Origin of the sequence: Pseudomonas cyclaminis, assembly GCF_015163715.1 — a bacterium.
In the GTDB taxonomy this organism is placed as follows: domain Bacteria; phylum Pseudomonadota; class Gammaproteobacteria; order Pseudomonadales; family Pseudomonadaceae; genus Aquipseudomonas; species Aquipseudomonas cyclaminis.
In genome coordinates this window covers 1-17,508 of record NZ_JADDUM010000128.1, presented here as the reverse complement: position 1 = coordinate 17,508, position 17,508 = coordinate 1, and the positions used below count along the sequence as shown (strand labels likewise).

Here is a 17,508-nt window from a genome sequence, read left to right as displayed (position 1 = left end):
CCCTCCCACATTGGATTTTTGCAAGGCTTAGGGTCAGGCCAGGCCGGACTCTACCAGCAGGGCTTCGAGCCCCATGAGGTCAGGCACCTTCGCCACGTGCTCGCCCACCTGCACCGCCGCCAGTTCCAACGGGCACAGCGGCACGTCGACGTAGCTCAATTCGCTGTCGAGCTTGTACGAGCGGGGGATGCCCTGGATCACCAGCGCAAGAAACTTCAAGGTCGCGGCCGCCCAAGGCGTTCAATACCACGATCCGCGAGCGTTCGCCGGTCACGCTGGCCTCGCCGCACACGGCTTCGAAACTGATCAGCGGGATTTGCCGATCTCGCCAGGTCACTTGCCGTAAATACCAAGGCGGTGCGTCGCTGGCCGGTTCGCCGCGTTGGAAGTCGATCAACTCGGCCACGGCGACGTTGGGCAGCACCAGGTGGCGGTCAGCCAGGGGCAGCAGCAGGCCGGTGAGTTGGCTGGTGCGGTGGTCAAGCATGGGACTTGCTCCAATAGGCGATGCTGTCCAGCAGCACCGACTCTTGATACGGCTTGCCGAGGTAGTCGTTGACGCCAATGGCCATGGCGCGGTCGCGGTGTTTCTGGCCGGTGCGGGAGGTGATCATGATGATCGGCAGGCGCATCAGGCGTGGGTCGTTGCGCACTTGCGTGGCCACTTCAAAACCGTCCATGCGCGGCATTTCGATGTCGAGCAGCATCAGGTCCGGGGTGCGTTCTTCAAGCAACGCGAGGGCGTCGATGCCATCTTTGGCGGTGAGTACGTTCATGCCGTTGCGCTCCAGCAGGCGGCTGGTGACTTTACGCACGGTGACCGAGTCGTCCACCACCAGCACCAGCAGCGGGCGCTTTTTCAGTGGGTCGTTGAGGATCAGCGGCGCATCCACCGACTGGGCCGGCAACGCCGGTTGCCGTTCGCGGATATGCGCCAGCAAGTCGATGATCAGCACCACGCGGCCATCGCCCAGGATGGTCGCGCCGGACAACCCCTGCACCCCGGCAAACTGCGGGCCCAGGCCCTTGACCACAATCTCCCGGGTACCGGCCATGGCGTCTACATGCACCGCCACGCGGCGCTCGTTGCACTGCACCAGTAACACCGGCACCGGTTGGTATTGGCCCAATAATTTAGGCCGGCCGACGGTGTGCAGCAGGTCGCCCAGGTAGAACAACTCGTAGCTCTGCCCGGCATATTCATAGCGTGGCGGATCTTGCTGATAGTGCCCAGCAAGCTCATGGGGCAGCACCCGCACCAACGCTTCGATGGTGTTGAGCGGGATCGCGTATTGATCATCCGCGCACTGCACCATCAGCGCACGGTTGACCGACACGGTGAACGGCAAACGAATGCGAAAATGCACGCCCTCGCCCGGCGTCGACTCAATGAACATCGAGCCGCCGAGCTGGCGCACTTCTTCATGCACCACGTCCATGCCCACGCCACGTCCGGAAATCTGGGTGATCTTCTCGGCGGTGGAGAACCCCGGCTGCAAGATAAACTGCAACACGTCGCGGTCGCTGATCGCTTGATGAGGGCCGAGCAAACCGCGCTTGATCGCCTTGCGCCGCACCGCGTCCAGGGGCACGCCGGCGCCGTCGTCGCGCATGTCGAACACGATGTCGCCGCCTTCGTGGGTCAGGTCCAGGGTAATGCGGCCCTTTTCCGGCTTACCGGCCAACAGGCGCGCCTCGCGGGATTCCAGGCCATGGTCGACGGCGTTGCGCAGCATGTGCTCCAACGGCGCCGCCATGCGTTCCAGCACGTTGCGGTCCATCTCACCCTCGGCGTTGCCGACGATGAATTCCACGTCCTTGCCCAACTCGCCCGCCACCTGGCGCACGATGCGTTTGAGGCGCGGCAGCATGCGTTCGAACGGCACCATGCGCGTGCGCATCAGGCCTTCCTGCAATTCGGTGTTGATGCGTGCCTGTTGCTGCAACAGGGCGTGCGCATCCTCGTTGCGACGGTCGAGGGTGTCCTTGAGGTCGAGCAAATCAGAGGCGGACTCGGACAACGCACGGGACAGTTGCTGCAACTGCGAATGGCGGTCCATTTCCAACGGGTCGAAGTCTTCGTAGCCCAGGCGCTCGGCCTCGGCCTGTTGGCGACTGAGGATGCGGCCCTGGGTTTCGGTGTCGAGGCGGCGCAGTTGATCGCGCATGCGCTCGATGGTGGTTTCCACCTCGGTCAATGCAATGCGTGCGTCGTTGACTTGTTGTTCAATGCGACCACGGAAGATCGAGGTCTCGCCGGCCAGATTGACCAGGTCATCCAGCAGATCAGCGGAGATCTTCACCATGTCGGCGGCAGGATCAACGACCGCCTCGGTCTTGCCTGCGGGCAATGCGACCGGTGCCACTGCTTCTACGCTTGGGTGCACCAGGCTTCTGATGCGTCCGATAAGCTTGTCCACCGCGCCCACGGGCAAGCCGTCTGCCACGGCGTCGATCATCTGCGCCAGGCGGTCATGGCAGCCTTGCAGCAGCGCGAACAATTCGGCGGACGGTGCGAGCAAACCGGCCGACAGCCCTTCGTAAAGAAACTCAAGCTCATGGGCCAGATCACCAATCGGCCCGATCTCGACCATGCGTGCGCCGCCCTTGAGGGTATGCAGGTCGCGCAGCAGGGTTTCGACCTCCTGGCGATTGTTCGGCTCGGCCTGCCAGCGCAGCAGTGCGCTGCCGGAGCTGTCGAGAATATCGGCGGCTTCTTCGAGGAAGATATCCAGCAATTCCGGGTCGGCGCCCGACGTTTCCGACGCCGGAGCCTGTGCAGCGGGCGTACTGCTCTGGCGCAATTCGCGCAGCTTGGCAATCAGCTCGGCGCTGTCGCTCAAGGGCTGGTGGCGGTGCAGTTCGTCCAGCTGTAAAGCCAGGCGTTCATGGCTGGCCATGAGCACCTGGGACAGCTCGGTGCTGTAGCTGTAGCGCCGGTCCACCAGGCCTTCGTAAAGGCATTCCAACTCATGGGCCAGATCGCCCACCGGGCCGATTTCGGCCATGCGCGCGCCGCCCTTGAGGGTGTGCAGGTCGCGCTGCAACGAGGACAACGGGGCTGCGCTTTCAGGTTCCAACAACCAGCGTTTGAGGGACTGCCCGGCGCTGTCGAGAATGTCCACGGCTTCTTCAAGGAAGATCTCGACGATCTCATCGTCCATCGCCGTTTCATGCTCCAACTGCGCGGTGGCAGCGCCCAGTTCAGCAATATTCAGCGCACGGTTACCGTCGATTTTGATCAGGCCGGTGGCGGACGGGTCGAGAGCATCGTCCAGCAGGTCGCGCAGGGCCTGCACCCGCGCGGCGCCGGGCTGATTTCCTGGCCGGCGGCCAACTGGTCAAGCATGTTGATCAGTGCTTCATGGGCCTGTTCGGCCTCATGGAAAAACCGCTCGCTGACCGCCAGGCTGCTCTCTTCCACCGCGCCATAGAGGTCGAGCAAGGCTTCGCACAACTCGTCGATGGGATGCAGGTCGGCGATGTGTGCGCCCTCCCCCAGGGTGGTCAACTCATCCAGCAGAGCAGTGAGTTCCTGGCGCTCGCCAGGGTGCTGTTGCCAGCGCCGCAGCAGGCTTTCGGCGTCGAGCAGGATGTCCATGCCCTGGGCCAGGAAATTGGTGATCAGTTGCGGGTCGCGTTTGATGCGCAAGCCGGTGTTGGGCGCGTCGAGCAGCGCGGCCAACTGATGGTCGAGCAGGGTTTGGGTGCGGCCAATCAAGTCGGCCGCGCCTTGATCGGCACCAGAGGGTCGCGGTCCAGTTGGCGTAAGCCACGCTGGAACAGGGCTTCGGCTTCCAGCAGCAACTCCACTTCATCCAGGTCCAGCGGCAGGCGATGGGCCTTGTATTCGCGGGTCAGGTGATCCAGCGGTCGCACCAGTTCGGCGATCGGTAATACGCCGGCCATGTACGCACTGCCCTTGAGGGTGTGCAGGGCGCGTTGCAGCTCATCGCTGACTTGCAGCGGCACATGCTCGGCAGCCTGTTGCAGGAAGTGGTTGAGGCTGTCCAGATGGCTCTGGGCTTCATTGCGGAAGATCTCCAGCAGCATCGGGTCATGGGGCTCGGCAGCGGATACAGCGCCACCACTGGCCAAGGCGTGGGCGCGAGCGGCCAGGGCGTCGACTTCGTCGCGTTGGTGTTGGTCGTCCGTCGCAAAGTCGGCGATCAATTCCGGCAGCAAGGCCACGGCGTCATCCAGCACCTGCTGGACCCCGGAGCCGAGCGCCACGCTGCGTTCGAGCACACGGTTCAGCAGGTTTTCCACGGCCCAGGCCAGCTCGGCCAGGACCAGGGCGCGCACCATGCGACCGCTGCCTTTCAAGGTATGAAAGGCGCGGCGCATTTCGCCTTGGGCGGTCTTGTCCACGCTGTTGGGCAGGTGGCGGTGCAGCACGTCGAGGACTTCGTCGGTCTCTTCGAGGAAGACTTCGCGCAGTTCATCGTCGATAGGCGCTTCATCGGCCGGCGGCGGCAACAGGCTACCGGGGCGTTGCAGGGCCGGCGGGTTGAGGCGCGACGTGGGGTTGGCCAACGCGTCGAACTGGGATTGGCTCGGGGCCTCATCCGTCGACAGCGCACCATCGGGGGCCACCAAGGCCTGGCGCCAGGGTTTTTCAGCAGGCAGGTAACCCAGCGCCGCGAGGCTTTGGGTGGCCAGTTCCAATACCCGTTCACCGGCGGCGTCGGGGTCCTGGAGCATGCGTTCGAGGTAGTACTCCAGGCTGCTGATTACATCGGCAAAATGGGCCAGCTGTGTCTCGGACGGGCGCGTCATCGTTGACCATCAACTGCTCATCGACGTAATCGGTGCAGCCGCGCATCAGGCTCGCTGCACGCGGCAGCGGAATCATCGCCAACGCGCCGCGCACCTGGCTCAGCAGTTCCGGCAGGGACTCCAGGCGCTGAGGGTCCCAGTCGGCTTCGATGCAGTCAATCACCAGCTCTTTGGCCTGCTTCAGGCACTGGCAAGACTCGCGGATTACCAGTTGGTGAATCTGGGTCAGGTCGGTGGTGGGCAGGCGGCTTTCTTCGCGGCTTTCCGGTTCGACGGTGCCGGCCATTCCCGCCAGGGTGGCTTCGACGTAGAGCAGCGCGCCCGCGACGTCCATCAGCACGGCGTCATTGGGTTCGCGTTGGCCTTGGGCCAGGCTCAGTACCACCGCAAGCTGATCGATGATGACTTTGCGCGGCTGGCCGAACCCCAGCACCGCCAGGGTATCGGCGATCTGCCGCAGCGGCGCCAGCAGCGCATCAAGGTCGTGGGTGTGTTGGCGGTCGCTGCGTACGAACAGGTCGAGGCGTTCCTTGACCCGCACCAGCTCTTCACACAACGCACCGAGCACCGAGCCCATGGCATTGCGGTCCGGCCCGGCCAGGCGGGCGCGTTCGGCGTCGACCACGGCGCTGTCGGGCAAGGCCTCATCCAGGCCGTAGCGTTCCTTGAGGCTTTGCATGCGTGGCGTCGGCCGGGTGACTTTGGCGACGTAGAACAACAGGCTCTTGAGCAACTCATCCGGCGCAGACTGGTTGATACCGCCAATGCCTTGGGCCAGCAAACGCTTGAGCTGCTTGTCACTGGCCTTGAGCAGGCTGCGCAAGGCCGGGCTGTTGGCAACGACGCCGGTGAGCATGCCTTCGACCAGCGCCGACGTCACTTGCCACAACGGCAACAACGGCGCGCCCTGGCACAGGGCTTCAAGGCGTGCGAACACACGTGCCATGTCTTCCAGATTGCTGGGGCCGTGGTCTTCGCGCAGCAGCCCGGCGAGGGCCTGTTGCAGCAATTGGTGCCATTGGCGCAGTTGTTCATGCAGGTCCGGCACTGCGCGTTGGGCCAGGGCTTCATCGGGCAGCGGCGCAATCGACAACAGTTGTGGGCTGAACAGGCTGGTTTCCGAGAGCAGGCTTTCACCCCGCGCACTGCGCAGATCGTTGAGCAGTGGCAGCACCACCAACGGCAGATCGCGGCGGGCGCTGTGCACGCGGTCGAGGTACAGGGGCAGTTGGCCGAGGGCCTGTTGCAGCAGACGGATACTTTCCTCGCGCTGGCTGACCTGCCCGGCCTGGAGCGCCAGGGCCAGTTCTTCGATCTCTTCGGCGAGCAGCGCGCGCCGTAGAACTCGACCATTTGCAGCGCGCCATGCACTTGATGGATACCGGCCAGGCATTGGCTGATCACGTCGTCGTCATGGGTTTCGACAAACGCATCCAGCGCTGAACGGGCCTGTTTCAGGGTTTCGGCAATGTCGCCCTTGACCCATTCGAGGGCCACGTAGTCGTGCCGGTCAACCATAACTGCTCCGCTTAGAATTCGTGGGTTGCTGGTATTGCCCAGATCTCAACAATGATTGAGATCCAATGTGGGAGGGGCGGTGTGACGATTCGACTTGCCCCCGATTGCAGTGGGTCAGCCAATGGATCAGGTGACTGATACACCGCCATCGGGGGCAAGCCCCCTCCCACATTTCAATCTTCGACCTGTTTGGGTGGCGGGAGGGTGAAGCCCGACACCGACCTGCGCAACTGGCTCGCCATCTTCGCCAGGTTACCGATGCTTTCGGCAGTCGCGGTCGACCCCGACGACGTCTGCGTAGTGATCTGCTGGATCACGTTCATGGTCAGGGAGATCTGCCCCGCCGACGACGTCTGCTGCTGCGCCGCATTGGAGATGCTCTGGATCAACGCCGCCAACGTCTTCGACACGCCTTCAATCTCTTCCAGCGCCACGCCTGCATCCTGAGCCAGCCGTGCGCCGCGGACCACTTCGGTGGTGGTCTGCTCCATGGAGATGACCGCCTCGTTGGTGTCGGTCTGGATCGCCCTCACCAGGGTTTCGATCTGCCGCGTGGCGGCCGACGAGCGCTCGGCCAGCCGCTGCACTTCATCCGCCACCACCGCAAAGCCGCGCCCGGCATCCCCGGCCATGCTCGCCTGGATGGCGGCGTTGAGGGCGAGGATGTTGGTCTGGTCGGCGATGTCGTCGATCAGGCTGACGATATCGCCGATCTCCTGGGACGATTCGCCCAGGCGCTTGATGCGCTTGGCGGTGTCCTGGATCTGTTCGCGGATGTTGTCCATGCCGTGGATGGTGTTGTGCACCACCTCGTTGCCCTTGTTCGCGATCTCTACCGAACGCTCCGCCACGGCCGAGGATTCCGCGGCGTTGGCCGACACTTGGTCGATGGACTGGGCCATCTGGTTGATCGCGGTGGACGCTTCGGCGATCTGCTGGGCCTGATGCTCCGAGGCCTGGGCCAGGTGCATGGCGGTGGCCTGGGTTTCTTGCACGGCCCCGGCAACTTGGCCGGCGGTGAGGTTGATCGTGGCGACCAGATCGCGCAGTTGGTCCACGGAATAGTTGATGGAGTCGGCGATGGTGCCGGTGAAGTCTTCAGTCACCGAAGCCGTCACGGTGAGGTCGCCGTCGGCCAGGTCTTCGATTTCATCGAGCAGGCGCATGATCGCGTTCTGGTTGCGCTCGTTCTTCTCGGCGGTCTCGTGCAGTTGGCGGTTGGTCTCACGCACCATCACCAGGCCAATCAGGATGATCGAGGCCAACGCAGCAGGCCCAGCACGTAGCCACCGATGGTGTCGAAGCTGCGCCCGCTGGCGAGGTTTTCAAACCCGGTGGCCAGGTGCGAGGCTTCATCGAGCAGGGTTTGCGACAGATTGAAAATATTGCTCGCCGAGGCGCGTACCTGAAACAGTTGCGGTGAGGTTTCGAGGATTTCGTCGACGGAGCCGGAGACAAACTCGAACAGCTCGGCAATATCCGCCAGCCGTGCACGGGCATCGTGGTCTTCGACCTGGGTGATGCGCAGGCCGGGGTTGCCGTTGAGCATGCCATTGAGCACCTGGCCAAAACGGGCGGCATCGCGGCCAAAGGTGTCGGCGGCCTGTGCGGCTGTTTCGTCGCCGGCCAGCACGGTATTGACCGCCCCCAAAATACGTTCGGCCAGCAGCGACTGGCGTTGGGCCAGGGCCACCTGGCTGGCCGGCGCGCCACGCTGCAGCAGGATGTCGACGACCTTTTCCGATTCCATCTGCAATTGCGGCACGGTTTCGGCCAGGGTCGCGGCCACCTGGTGCAGGGACAACACGGTCTGCTCGCTGGCGAGGATGGCGTCGGTGTTTTTCAGCAGCGCTTCCCAGTCGGTCTGCACCGCGCGCATCTCGGCCCGCACCGCACTGGGCGCCGCAGGCAGGCCGGTTTGCGGGTCGCCTTTTTTCAGGTAGCCCCAGCGCTGGGCAAAATCGTTGCGCGCATCGCCCAACAGCTTGAAGGCAGCGGCCTTGCCGGCGGCGGCTTCGGTGGCATTCTTGGCAATGCGCTGGGACAGCACCCGCAGTTCACCGGCGTGGCCGATGTACTGCTTGTCGTAGGTGGACTGGGTGTTGAGGTACGCGAAGTTGGCGAAGAGCAGCATGATGAACACGATCAGTGCGATAAACAGCACGATGATCTGTGAGCGGCTGCGCGAGCCGGCCTGGGGTTTGGGCGCGGTAGCGGTGGTCATGCGGCGACATCCATGAAGCCTGGGGCCTGGGCCAGGGCGAAGGGGCTGAAGACCTGCCACAGCGGGTCGCCGTCGAACTGGCCCTGGATAAACGGCGCGCCGGGGCTGGCGCTCGCCAGCAAGGCGTCTTGTGCGAAATGCTGCATCCCCACCACCTCATCCACCAGCAGCCCGACAAACAGATCGTTGTATTCCACCACCAGCACCCGCCGTTGCTTGCGCGCCTTGGACAGCGCAAGGCCGAGGAAACCACCCAGGTCCATCACCGGCAGCAGGCGCCCGCGCAGGTTAGCAACACCTTTGACCCAGGCCTTGACCCCAGGCATTAAAGTGCATCGCGGTTCATGCAGGACTTCGGCGACTTCGCCCATGGGCGCCACATACCAATGTTGCCCCAGGCGAAAGCCGATCCCGCTCCAGCGTTGCAGGCGAGCTTCCTGGGACGGCAGGTCGGCGGCCAGCAGGCGGCAGCGGCGGTCGATGTCCAGCAGCAACTCGAAGGCGGTTTGCGACTCGGTCATGATGGCGTGCCGTCAGCCGGCCAGCACCTTGTTCAGGGTGGCGATCAGGGTTTCTTCGTCCACCGGCTTGGTCAGGTAGTCCTTGGCGCCCTGGCGTGTACCCCAGACCTTGTCGGTTTCCTGATCCTTCGTCGTGATGATGATCACCGGAATGTGCTCGGTTTCCTTGTCTTTGGTCAGTTGGCGCGTGGCCTGAAAGCCGTTGAGACCGGGCATCACGATGTCCATCAATACCGCGTCAGGCTTTTCCTGGCGTGCGAGCGCTACGCCGTCGCCACCATTGGCAGCCTTGAGGACCTGGTGGCCGTGCTTTTCCAGCATGCCGGTGAGTTTGTACATTTCGGTCGGCGAATCGTCGACGATCAGAACACGTGCCATGGTTTTCCCCGCTACATTGGTCGGCGCTGGCCCTTGTGGGGCGGCGTCAGTGTGCTTGTTCTACTGCGGCGAACCCCGGCACATAGGCCTTGATCGCACCCAGCAGTTCTTCCTTGCTGAAAGGCTTGGTCAAAAACTGATCGACACCCACGATGCGCCCCTTGGCCTTGTCGAACAGGCCGTCCTTGGAGGACAACATGATCACCGGGATCGACTTGAACACCGGGTTGTTCTTCACCAGGGCGCAGGTCTGATAGCCATCCAGGCGCGGCATCATGATGTCGACAAAGATAATGTGCGGGTGATGATCAACAATCCGGGCCAGGGCATCGAAACCGTCGATGGCCGTAATGACCTCGCAGCCCGAGTGCTTCAACAGCGTCTCGGCGGTGCGGCGGATCGTTTTCGAATCGTCGATCACCATCACTCTCAAGGCGTTGGAATGCTGTTCCATATCTGCTCTACCATCGCCACAGCGAATCGGTTTTCGGTGTGTACTGCCTGATCTTGCACAGGATGAGCGTCGCAGGCCTTGGATTTCAAGGGCTGCTGAGCCGTGGCAGTCTTTTTAGCACAGTCTCGGGGAGCAATCTATCGAGGCGCCCGCCAGGTGGTTTTTCCTTGACCCACAACAGCCGCAGCGCCACTCTGACGCCACTTTTATGCGCCCAATTTGCTAGAGGAAATCCCCCATGAGCGTTCGCGTCGGCATTGTCATGGACCCTATTGCCAGCATTTCCTATAAAAAGGACAGCTCGCTGGCCATGCTCCTGGCCGCCCAGGCCCGCGGCTGGACCCTGTTCTATATGGAGCAGCGCGACCTGTACCAGGGCGACGGCGAGGCCCGCGCACGCATGCGCCCGCTGCAGGTGTTCGCCAACCCGGAAAAATGGTTCGAGCTTTCGGACGAGATCGACAGCCCCCTGAGCGATCTGGACGTGATCCTGATGCGCAAGGATCCGCCGTTCGACATGGAGTTCGTCTATTCCACTTACCTGCTGGAGCAGGCCGAGCGCGCCGGTGTACTGATCGTCAACAAGCCGCAGAGCCTGCGCGACTGCAATGAAAAGCTGTTCGCCACACTGTTCCCCCAGTGCACACCGCCGACCGTGGTCAGCCGCCGCGCCGACGTGCTGCGTGAGTTCGCCGCCAAACACGGCGATGTGATCCTCAAGCCGCTGGACGGCATGGGCGGCACGTCGATCTTCCGTCACCGCGCCGGCGACCCGAACCTGTCGGTAATCCTGGAAACCCTGACCGTGCTGGGTACTCAGCAGATCATGGGCCAGGCTTACATTCCGGCGATCAAGGACGGCGACAAGCGCATCCTGATGATCGACGGCGAACCGGTGGACTACTGCCTGGCGCGTATCCCGGCAGCCGGCGAGACCCGTGGCAACCTGGCCGCCGGTGGTCGCGGTGAAGCGCGCCCTCTGACGGACAAGGACCGTTGGATTGCAGCCCAAGTCGGCCCGACCCTGCGGGAAAAGGGCCTGCTGTTTGTAGGCCTTGACGTGATTGGCGAAAATCTCACCGAAATCAACGTCACCAGCCCGACCTGTATCCGCGAGATCGACAACGCATTTGGCACCAACATCGGCGAAATGCTGATGGCCGCGATAGACGCGAAGCTGCAAGCGGCAAGCTCCAAGCGGCAAGTTTAAAGCCGACCGAGTTAAAGCTTGCAGCTTGTAACTTGTCGCTTGAAGCTAAAAACCAACATTGCGTTATCATGCCGAACCTCGAAACACGTGATGTTGGTTTTTATGCTCCCTCCGTCCGATCTGCCCCCCGAACTCTCCCACAGCGGCGTGCGCCCGGCTGATCGGCTCGGATTTACCCTGTTCCTGGCCGCCTTGATTCACTTGGCCTTGCTCCTCGGCGTGGGTTTCACCATGGTCGAGCCCAAGCAGATCACCAAGACCCTGGAAATCACCCTCGCCACGTTCAAGAGTGAAAAGAAGCCTGAGAAGGCGGACTTTCTGGCCCAGGACAATCAACAGGGCAGCGGCACCCTCGACAAGAAAGCCATCCCCAAGACCACCGAACTGGCACCGTTCCAGGACAACAAGGTCAATAAGGTCACGCCGCCTCCCTCGCCCAAGCCCGAGGTCAAGCAGGCTACGCCCAAGCCGACGGTGACCACCGTCGCACCCAAACCGCAAAAAGCCCCGGTCCAGCGCGAAAAGACCAAGACCGAACCGCAGCCGGAGCCCGTGAAGCCGGCGCCTACTTTCGACAGCTCGACCCTGTCCGACGAAATTTCCAGCCTGGAAGCCGAACTGGCCAACGAACAGCAGTTGTACGCCAAGCGCCCACGCATCTACCGCCTGAATGCCGCCTCGACCATGCGCGACAAAGGCGCCTGGTATAAGGACGAGTGGCGCAAGAAGGTCGAGCGCATCGGCAACCTCAACTACCCGGAAGAAGCGCGGCGCCAGCAGATTTACGGAAATTTGCGTCTATTAGTGTCGATCAACCGCGATGGCACCTTATATGAAGTGCAGGTGCTGGAGTCCTCCGGCCAGCCGCTGCTGGACCAGGCCGCACAGCGCATCGTGCGCTTGGCTGCGCCTTTCGCGCCGTTTACCGGCGACCTGAACGACGTGGACCGCCTGGAAATCATCCGCACCTGGAAGTTTGCCAAGGGCGATCGGCTGTCGAGCAATTGATGACAATTGCCCTGTGCGACACATCCCCAGCTTGTCAGTTCGCCCCTCCAACGCCACACTAGTGGACATGAAAAATGTCAGCCCGACCTACCTCAAGCACCAATTCCTGATCGCCATGCCCCATATGGCCGACCCGAACTTTGCGCACACCTTGACCTACATCGTCGAGCACACGGCCAAGGGTGCCATGGGGTTGGTGGTGAATCGGCCCCAAGCGCTGAACCTGGCCGATATCCTTGAGCAATTGCGCCCCGAGATCGATCCGCCGGCCCGTTGCCAAGGTGTTCCGATCTACATCGGTGGGCCGGTACAGACGGATCGCGGCTTTGTGCTGCACCCCACCGGGCCGACGTTCCAGGCCACGGTGGACCTGGACGGCGTGTCGCTGTCCACCTCCCAGGACGTGTTGTTCGCCATCGCCGACGGCGTAGGCCCCGAGCAAAGTGTGATCACCTTGGGCTACGCCGGCTGGGAAGCCGGGCAACTGGAAGCCGAACTGGCCAGCAATGCCTGGCTGACCTGCCCGTTTGACGCCGACATCCTGTTCAACACTGCCAGCGAACTACGCCTGGAAGCGGCCGCCGCCAAGCTGCGCGTCAACCTCAGCCTGCTGACCAGCCAGGCGGGGCACGCCTGATGGCCTTGCGTCTGATCCTCGGTTTTGACTACGGCACCAAACAGATCGGCGTAGCGGTCGGCCAGGTGATCACCGGCCAGGCCCGCGAGCTGTGCACCCTGAAGGCCCAGAACGGCATACCGGACTGGAACCAGGTCGAAGCCCTCATTAAAGAGTGGAAGCCCGACGCGGTGGTGGTCGGCCTGCCCCTGAACATGGACGGCACCCCCAGCGACATGTGCCTGCGCGCCGAAAAGTTCGCCCGCCGCCTCAACGGCCGCTACAACATTCCCTTCTATACCCACGACGAACGCCTGACCACCTTTGAAGCCAAGGGTGAACGCCGCGACCGTGGCGGCCAGAAGGGCAGCTACCGCGACAACCCCGTGGACGCCATCGCCGCCGCCTTGCTGTTGCAGGGTTGGCTGGATGAAAACACCGCTTTATTTGAATCCTGACTGACGCGGCTTGCCGCGTCTTCTTACGTTTGAGCCCGGAACTTGCCTACAGCAAGGCCTTGAAGGAGCCACCATGAGCCTGCCGAACCCCGCCGAACTGATCAGCCAGATGGCAATACGCCTCAAGGCTAACCTGGAACACCGTGGCATCAGCGAGCCGCGCTTCATCGGCATTCGCACCGGTGGCGTGTGGGTGGCCCAGGCACTGCTGGAAGCACTGGGCAGTGATTCGCCCCTGGGCACCCTGGACGTATCCTTCTACCGCGATGACTTCAGCCAGAACGGCCTGCACCCGCAAGTGCAACCCTCGGCCCTGCCGTTCGAGGTCGAAGGCCAGCACCTGGTGCTGATCGACGACGTGCTGATGAGCGGCCGCACCATCCGTGCCGCCATGAACGAGCTGTTCGACTACGGCCGCCCGGCGAGTATCACGCTGGTCTGCCTGCTGGACCTGGACGCCGGCGAGCTGCCGATCAGCCCGGATGTGGTCGGCGCGACCCTGTCGCTGCAAGCCCGGCAACGGGTAAAATTGTCCGGTCCCACGCCGCTCGAACTCGAACTGCAAGACCTTGCCCTTTAAACCGCCTTGTACAGAGTCCCCGCGATGACGCCTCTAGATGCCAAGCGCCCGCTGCAGCTCAATGCTCAGGGCCAGTTGCAACACTTTTTGTCCCTCGACGGTTTGCCCCGCGAACTGCTCACCGAAATCCTCGACACGGCCGACTCGTTTCTCGAAGTCGGTGGCCGGGCGGTGAAGAAAGTCCCGTTGCTGCGCGGCAAAACCATCTGCAACGTGTTCTTCGAGAACTCCACGCGCACCCGCACCACCTTTGAACTGGCGGCCCAGCGGCTGTCAGCCGACGTGATCACGCTGAACGTGTCCACGTCGTCCGCGAGCAAGGGCGAAACCCTGCTCGACACCCTGCGCAACCTGGAAGCCATGGCCGCGACATGTTCGTGGTGCGCCACGGCGACTCCGGCGCCGCGCACTTTATCGCCGAGCACGTGTGCCCGCAGGTGGCGATCATCAACGGCGGCGACGGCCGTCACGCCCACCCGACCCAGGGCATGCTCGACATGCTCACCATCCGTCGGCACAAGGGCAGCTTTGAAAACCTCTCGGTGGCCATCGTCGGCGACATCCTGCACTCGCGGGTCGCACGCTCGAACATGCTGGCCCTGAAGACCCTGGGTTGCCCGGATATCCGCGTGATCGCGCCGAAAACCCTGCTGCCCATCGGCATCGAGCAATACGGCGTGAAGGTCTACACCGACATGGCCGAAGGCCTCAAGGATGTCGACGTGGTGATCATGCTGCGCCTGCAACGCGAGCGCATGTCCGGCGGCCTGCTGCCGAGCGAGGGTGAGTTCTACCGCCTGTTCGGCCTGACCACCGCACGCCTGGCCGGCGCCAAGCCGGATGCCATCGTGATGCACCCAGGCCCAATCAACCGAGGGGTGGAGATTGAGTCGGCGGTGGCCGACGGCAGCCAGTCGGTGATTCTCAACCAAGTGACCTACGGCATCGCCGTGCGCATGGCCGTATTGTCCATGGCCATGAGCGGACAAACCGCGCAACGTCAATTCGAGCAGGAGAACGCCCAGTGAAGCTCAGCATTCTTGGCGCTCGCGTTATCGATCCGGCCAGTGGCCTGGATCAAGTCACCGATCTTCATCTGGAGGCCGGCAAGATCATCGCCATTGGCGCCGCTCCCGGCGGTTTCAACCCCAGCGAAACGATCGACGCCAAAGGCCTGGTGGCCGCGCCCGGGCTGGTGGACCTGAACGTCGCCCTGCGCGAGCCGGGCTACAGCCGCAAAGGCAGCATTGCCAGCGAAACCCGCGCCGCTGCGGCCGGTGGCGTGACCAGCCTGTGCTGCCCGCCGCACACCAAGCCGGTTCTGGACACCTCGGCCGTGACCGAGCTGATCCTCGACCGCGCCCGTGAAGCCGGCAATTGCAAAGTGTTCCCCATCGGCGCCCTGAGCAAAGGCCTGGACGGCGAACAACTCGCCGAACTGATCGCCCTGCGCGACGCCGGTTGTGTAGCCTTCGGCAACGGCCTGGAGAGTTTCCGCAGCACCCGCACCCTGTGCCGCGCCCTGGAATACGCGGCCACCTTCGACTTGACGGTGATCTTCCACTCCCAGGACCGCGACCTGGCCGAAGGTGGCCTGGCCCATGAAGGCGCCGTCGCCAGCTTCCTCGGCCTGCCGGGCATCCCGGAAACCGCCGAGACCGTGGCCCTGGCCCGTGACCTGCTGCTGGTGGAGCAAAGTGGCGTGCGTGCGCATTTCAGCCAACTGACCAGCGCACGCGGTGTCGCCCTGATCGCCCAGGCCCAGGCCCGTGGGTTGCCGGTGACGGCGGATGTGGCGTTGTATCAACTGATCCTGACGGATGAGGCACTGATCGATTTCTCCAGCCTGTACCACGTGCAACCGCCGCTGCGCACCCTGGCCGATCGCGAGGGTTTGCGTGCGGCGGTGAAGTCCGGTGTGGTCTCGGCGATTTCCAGCCACCACCAGCCCCACGAGCGTGATGCCAAGCTGGCGCCGTTTGGCGCGACAGAACCGGGTATCAGCAGCGTTGAGCTGTTGCTGCCGCTGGCCATGACGTTGGTGGAAGATGGGTTGCTGGACTTGCCGACGCTGCTGGCACGCCTGAGCGCCGGCCCGGCTGAGGCGTTGCGCCTGCCGGCGGGTAAGTTGGCGGTGGGTGCGGCGGCGGACCTGGTGCTGTTTGATCCGGCCAGCGCCACGATTGCCGGGGAACACTGGCTGTCCAAGGGTGAGAACTGCCCATTCATCGGGCATAGCCTGCCGGCGGCGGTGCGGTATACCTTGGTGGATGGGCGGATCAGCTACCAAGCCTAAAGCGGGCACGTTAAAAAATGTGGGAGAGGGCTTGCCCCCTCCCACATTTGAATTTTCACAACATTCAGCGGCCGCCGTTGCGCTCGGCATTGCGAATCGAAACCTGGGTATTCAACGTCCAGAAGTCATACAGCACGCCCACCAGGAACAAGCCTCCCGTCAGCAGGTAGATCAGCCCCGTGATCCATTTGCCCTGGTACATGCGGTGCACACCAAACACACCCAGAAACGCCAACAGGATCCAGGCCACGTTGTATTCGATGGGGCCGGCGGTAAAACGCAGGTCGGCTTCACGGTCCATGGCCGGGATCAGGAACAGGTCGATCAGCCAGCCGATACCCAGCAACCCCAGGGTAAAAAACCAGATCGTGCCGGTCACCGGTTTGCCGTAATAGAAGCGGTGCGCACCGGTAAACCCGAAAATCCATAGAAGGTAACCGATCACCTTGCTGTGGGTGTCTTGTTGCGGCCCAACCTGTTGATAGGTGTTCATGGCGTACCTCTTTTGCTTCGATAGATAAATTTTTTCATTTTCTTTGTGACTTTTTTACGGGCGCCCGACGTACGGCAAATGGTATCGTCCCACCCCTGAAAGCCTTATGCCACCTGCCTTGTGTAGGACAATTGCGGCAATTCGTCGCGTATTTCCTGATTTTGACGTCAAGGTTCAGTCGACAAACGGCCTGAGAACGGCACAAAAAGCTGTTATAAAGTTGCGCGCAAACCCATAAGAGCCACGCCTAATGCGACCATTTTTAAAGACATGGCTAACCATTTGCCTATTAATGCCATTGGCCGCCCACGCCACCAATCGTGAGCAACGACTTCCAAACGTTAACGGTTTCACCCCTAAAGTCCACAGCACGCCTAGCACTGCCAAATCGGCAAAGCCGACCGTCAGCCGCCCGACTCAACTGAGCAAGGCCCACGGTAAAGCAGTTCCAGGCCTGGTGGCAGCCAACACCAAGCAAAGCAGCAACGTCCTCAGCCGTGCCGTAAATGTGCTCGGTACACCTTATCGTTGGGGCGGCAGCAGCCCAAGTAAAGGGTTCGACTGCAGCGGCCTGGTGAAATATGCATTCAACGACGTCGCCGCCGTGGATCTGCCGCGCACTTCCAACGCCATGGCCGCCGGCCACGGACAGAAGGTTGATCGCAAGGACCTGAAACCGGGTGACCTGTTGTTCTTCAAACTGAAGAGCCGCCAGGTGAACCATGTTGCCATCTACCTGGGCAACGACCGTTTTATCCACGCACCGCGCCGTGGCAAGTCGGTAAGCATCGACACACTGAAAAAACCGTTCTGGGACAAGAACTACGTGATTGCCAAGCGGGTGCTGCCTAAAGAGCAGAACAACAACCTGCGGGTCGTCCAGCGCTGATTTAAAGCTGGAACGCAGTACTAATGTGGGAGGGGGCTTGCCCCCGATAGCGGTGGATCAATCGGCTTATTTGTAGCTGACCCA

At 62.5% G+C, this 17,508-nt stretch carries 11 protein-coding genes and 4 pseudogenes; 8 read left to right on the top strand and 7 right to left on the bottom strand.

Features of this window, described 5'->3' with window-relative positions; translation table 11 throughout:
- Positions 1-33 precede the first annotated feature (33 nt).
- The 6 genes and pseudogenes from IQK56_RS16665 to pilG form a co-directional block, all read right to left on the bottom strand.
- Positions 34-487 (bottom strand): annotated as a pseudogene (locus IQK56_RS16665) (chemotaxis protein CheW).
- A pseudogene (locus tag IQK56_RS16660) lies at positions 480-6,297 on the bottom strand (Hpt domain-containing protein). Before IQK56_RS16660 ends, IQK56_RS16665 begins: the two co-directional pseudogenes overlap by 8 nt.
- Before the next feature lie 173 nt (positions 6,298-6,470).
- Positions 6,471-8,521, bottom strand: a pseudogene (locus IQK56_RS16655) (methyl-accepting chemotaxis protein).
- Positions 8,518-9,042, bottom strand: a complete 525-nt coding sequence (locus IQK56_RS16650) for a chemotaxis protein CheW (protein ID WP_122306618.1) — start codon at positions 9,040-9,042, stop codon at positions 8,518-8,520. The pseudogene IQK56_RS16655 and the gene IQK56_RS16650 overlap by 4 nt, the downstream one beginning before the upstream one ends.
- A gap of 12 nt (positions 9,043-9,054) precedes the next feature.
- Positions 9,055-9,420: a twitching motility response regulator PilH gene (gene pilH / locus IQK56_RS16645; protein WP_122306617.1), complete on the bottom strand. Its 366-nt coding sequence runs from the start codon at positions 9,418-9,420 to the stop codon at positions 9,055-9,057.
- Between the two features lie 46 nt (positions 9,421-9,466).
- Positions 9,467-9,874 carry a twitching motility response regulator PilG gene (pilG, locus tag IQK56_RS16640; protein ID WP_122306616.1) on the bottom strand — a complete coding sequence of 136 codons (408 nt, stop codon included), beginning with the start codon at positions 9,872-9,874 and terminating at the stop codon, positions 9,467-9,469.
- A gap of 238 nt (positions 9,875-10,112) precedes the next feature.
- Here pilG and gshB point away from each other — a divergent pair, with 238 nt between their 5' ends.
- The 7 genes and pseudogenes from gshB (at position 10,113) to IQK56_RS16605 (ending at position 16,042) form a co-directional block, all read left to right on the top strand.
- Positions 10,113-11,084 (top strand): glutathione synthase, encoded by a 972-nt coding sequence (gene gshB, locus IQK56_RS16635; protein ID WP_122306615.1) that lies wholly within the window; start codon positions 10,113-10,115, stop codon positions 11,082-11,084.
- A gap of 102 nt (positions 11,085-11,186) precedes the next feature.
- The gene (locus IQK56_RS16630) at positions 11,187-12,092 is read left to right on the top strand and encodes an energy transducer TonB (protein WP_122306630.1); all 906 of its coding nucleotides are present in this window, start codon (positions 11,187-11,189) and stop codon (positions 12,090-12,092) included.
- Positions 12,093-12,159: 67 nt separating this feature from the next.
- A complete protein-coding gene (locus IQK56_RS16625) occupies positions 12,160-12,729 on the top strand; it encodes a YqgE/AlgH family protein (protein WP_099585836.1) in 570 nt (189 codons plus the stop codon).
- Positions 12,729-13,166 (top strand): Holliday junction resolvase RuvX, encoded by a 438-nt coding sequence (ruvX, locus tag IQK56_RS16620; protein ID WP_003176676.1) that lies wholly within the window; start codon positions 12,729-12,731, stop codon positions 13,164-13,166. The genes IQK56_RS16625 and ruvX overlap by 1 nt, the downstream gene beginning before the upstream one ends.
- Positions 13,167-13,239: 73 nt before the next feature.
- On the top strand, positions 13,240-13,746 hold the full coding sequence (gene pyrR, locus IQK56_RS16615; protein ID WP_122306614.1) for a bifunctional pyr operon transcriptional regulator/uracil phosphoribosyltransferase PyrR: 507 nt from the start codon (positions 13,240-13,242) through the stop codon (positions 13,744-13,746).
- A 24-nt stretch (positions 13,747-13,770) separates the two neighbouring features.
- A pseudogene (locus IQK56_RS16610) lies at positions 13,771-14,774 on the top strand (aspartate carbamoyltransferase catalytic subunit).
- Positions 14,771-16,042, top strand: a complete 1,272-nt coding sequence (locus IQK56_RS16605) for a dihydroorotase (RefSeq protein WP_150760270.1) — start codon at positions 14,771-14,773, stop codon at positions 16,040-16,042. The pseudogene IQK56_RS16610 and the gene IQK56_RS16605 overlap by 4 nt, the downstream one beginning before the upstream one ends.
- A gap of 64 nt (positions 16,043-16,106) precedes the next feature.
- On the opposite strand, the gene IQK56_RS16600 is transcribed toward IQK56_RS16605, so the two are convergent.
- Positions 16,107-16,535, bottom strand: coding sequence for an NINE protein (locus IQK56_RS16600; RefSeq protein WP_027606088.1), 429 nt, complete (start codon positions 16,533-16,535; stop codon positions 16,107-16,109).
- 250 nt (positions 16,536-16,785) lie between these two features.
- On the opposite strand from IQK56_RS16600, the gene IQK56_RS16595 reads away from it, so the two are divergent.
- Positions 16,786-17,424, top strand: a complete 639-nt coding sequence (locus IQK56_RS16595) for a C40 family peptidase (RefSeq protein ID WP_122306612.1) — start codon at positions 16,786-16,788, stop codon at positions 17,422-17,424.
- Positions 17,425-17,508 lie beyond the last annotated feature (84 nt).

Excerpts from the sequence above, each read along its gene's own strand:
- IQK56_RS16650 (WP_122306618.1), bottom strand. The coding sequence starts at position 9,042 with ATGACCGAGTCGCAAACCGCCTTCGAGTTGCTGCTGGACATCGACCGC.
- pilH (WP_122306617.1), bottom strand. The coding sequence starts at position 9,420 with ATGGCACGTGTTCTGATCGTCGACGATTCGCCGACCGAAATGTACAAA.
- pilG (WP_122306616.1), bottom strand. The coding sequence starts at position 9,874 with ATGGAACAGCATTCCAACGCCTTGAGAGTGATGGTGATCGACGATTCG.
- gshB (WP_122306615.1), top strand. The coding sequence starts at position 10,113 with ATGAGCGTTCGCGTCGGCATTGTCATGGACCCTATTGCCAGCATTTCC.
- IQK56_RS16630 (WP_122306630.1), top strand. The coding sequence starts at position 11,187 with ATGCTCCCTCCGTCCGATCTGCCCCCCGAACTCTCCCACAGCGGCGTG.
- IQK56_RS16625 (WP_099585836.1), top strand. The coding sequence starts at position 12,160 with ATGAAAAATGTCAGCCCGACCTACCTCAAGCACCAATTCCTGATCGCC.
- ruvX (WP_003176676.1), top strand. The coding sequence starts at position 12,729 with ATGGCCTTGCGTCTGATCCTCGGTTTTGACTACGGCACCAAACAGATC.
- pyrR (WP_122306614.1), top strand. The coding sequence starts at position 13,240 with ATGAGCCTGCCGAACCCCGCCGAACTGATCAGCCAGATGGCAATACGC.
- IQK56_RS16600 (WP_027606088.1), bottom strand. The coding sequence starts at position 16,535 with ATGAACACCTATCAACAGGTTGGGCCGCAACAAGACACCCACAGCAAG.
- IQK56_RS16595 (WP_122306612.1), top strand. The coding sequence starts at position 16,786 with ATGCGACCATTTTTAAAGACATGGCTAACCATTTGCCTATTAATGCCA.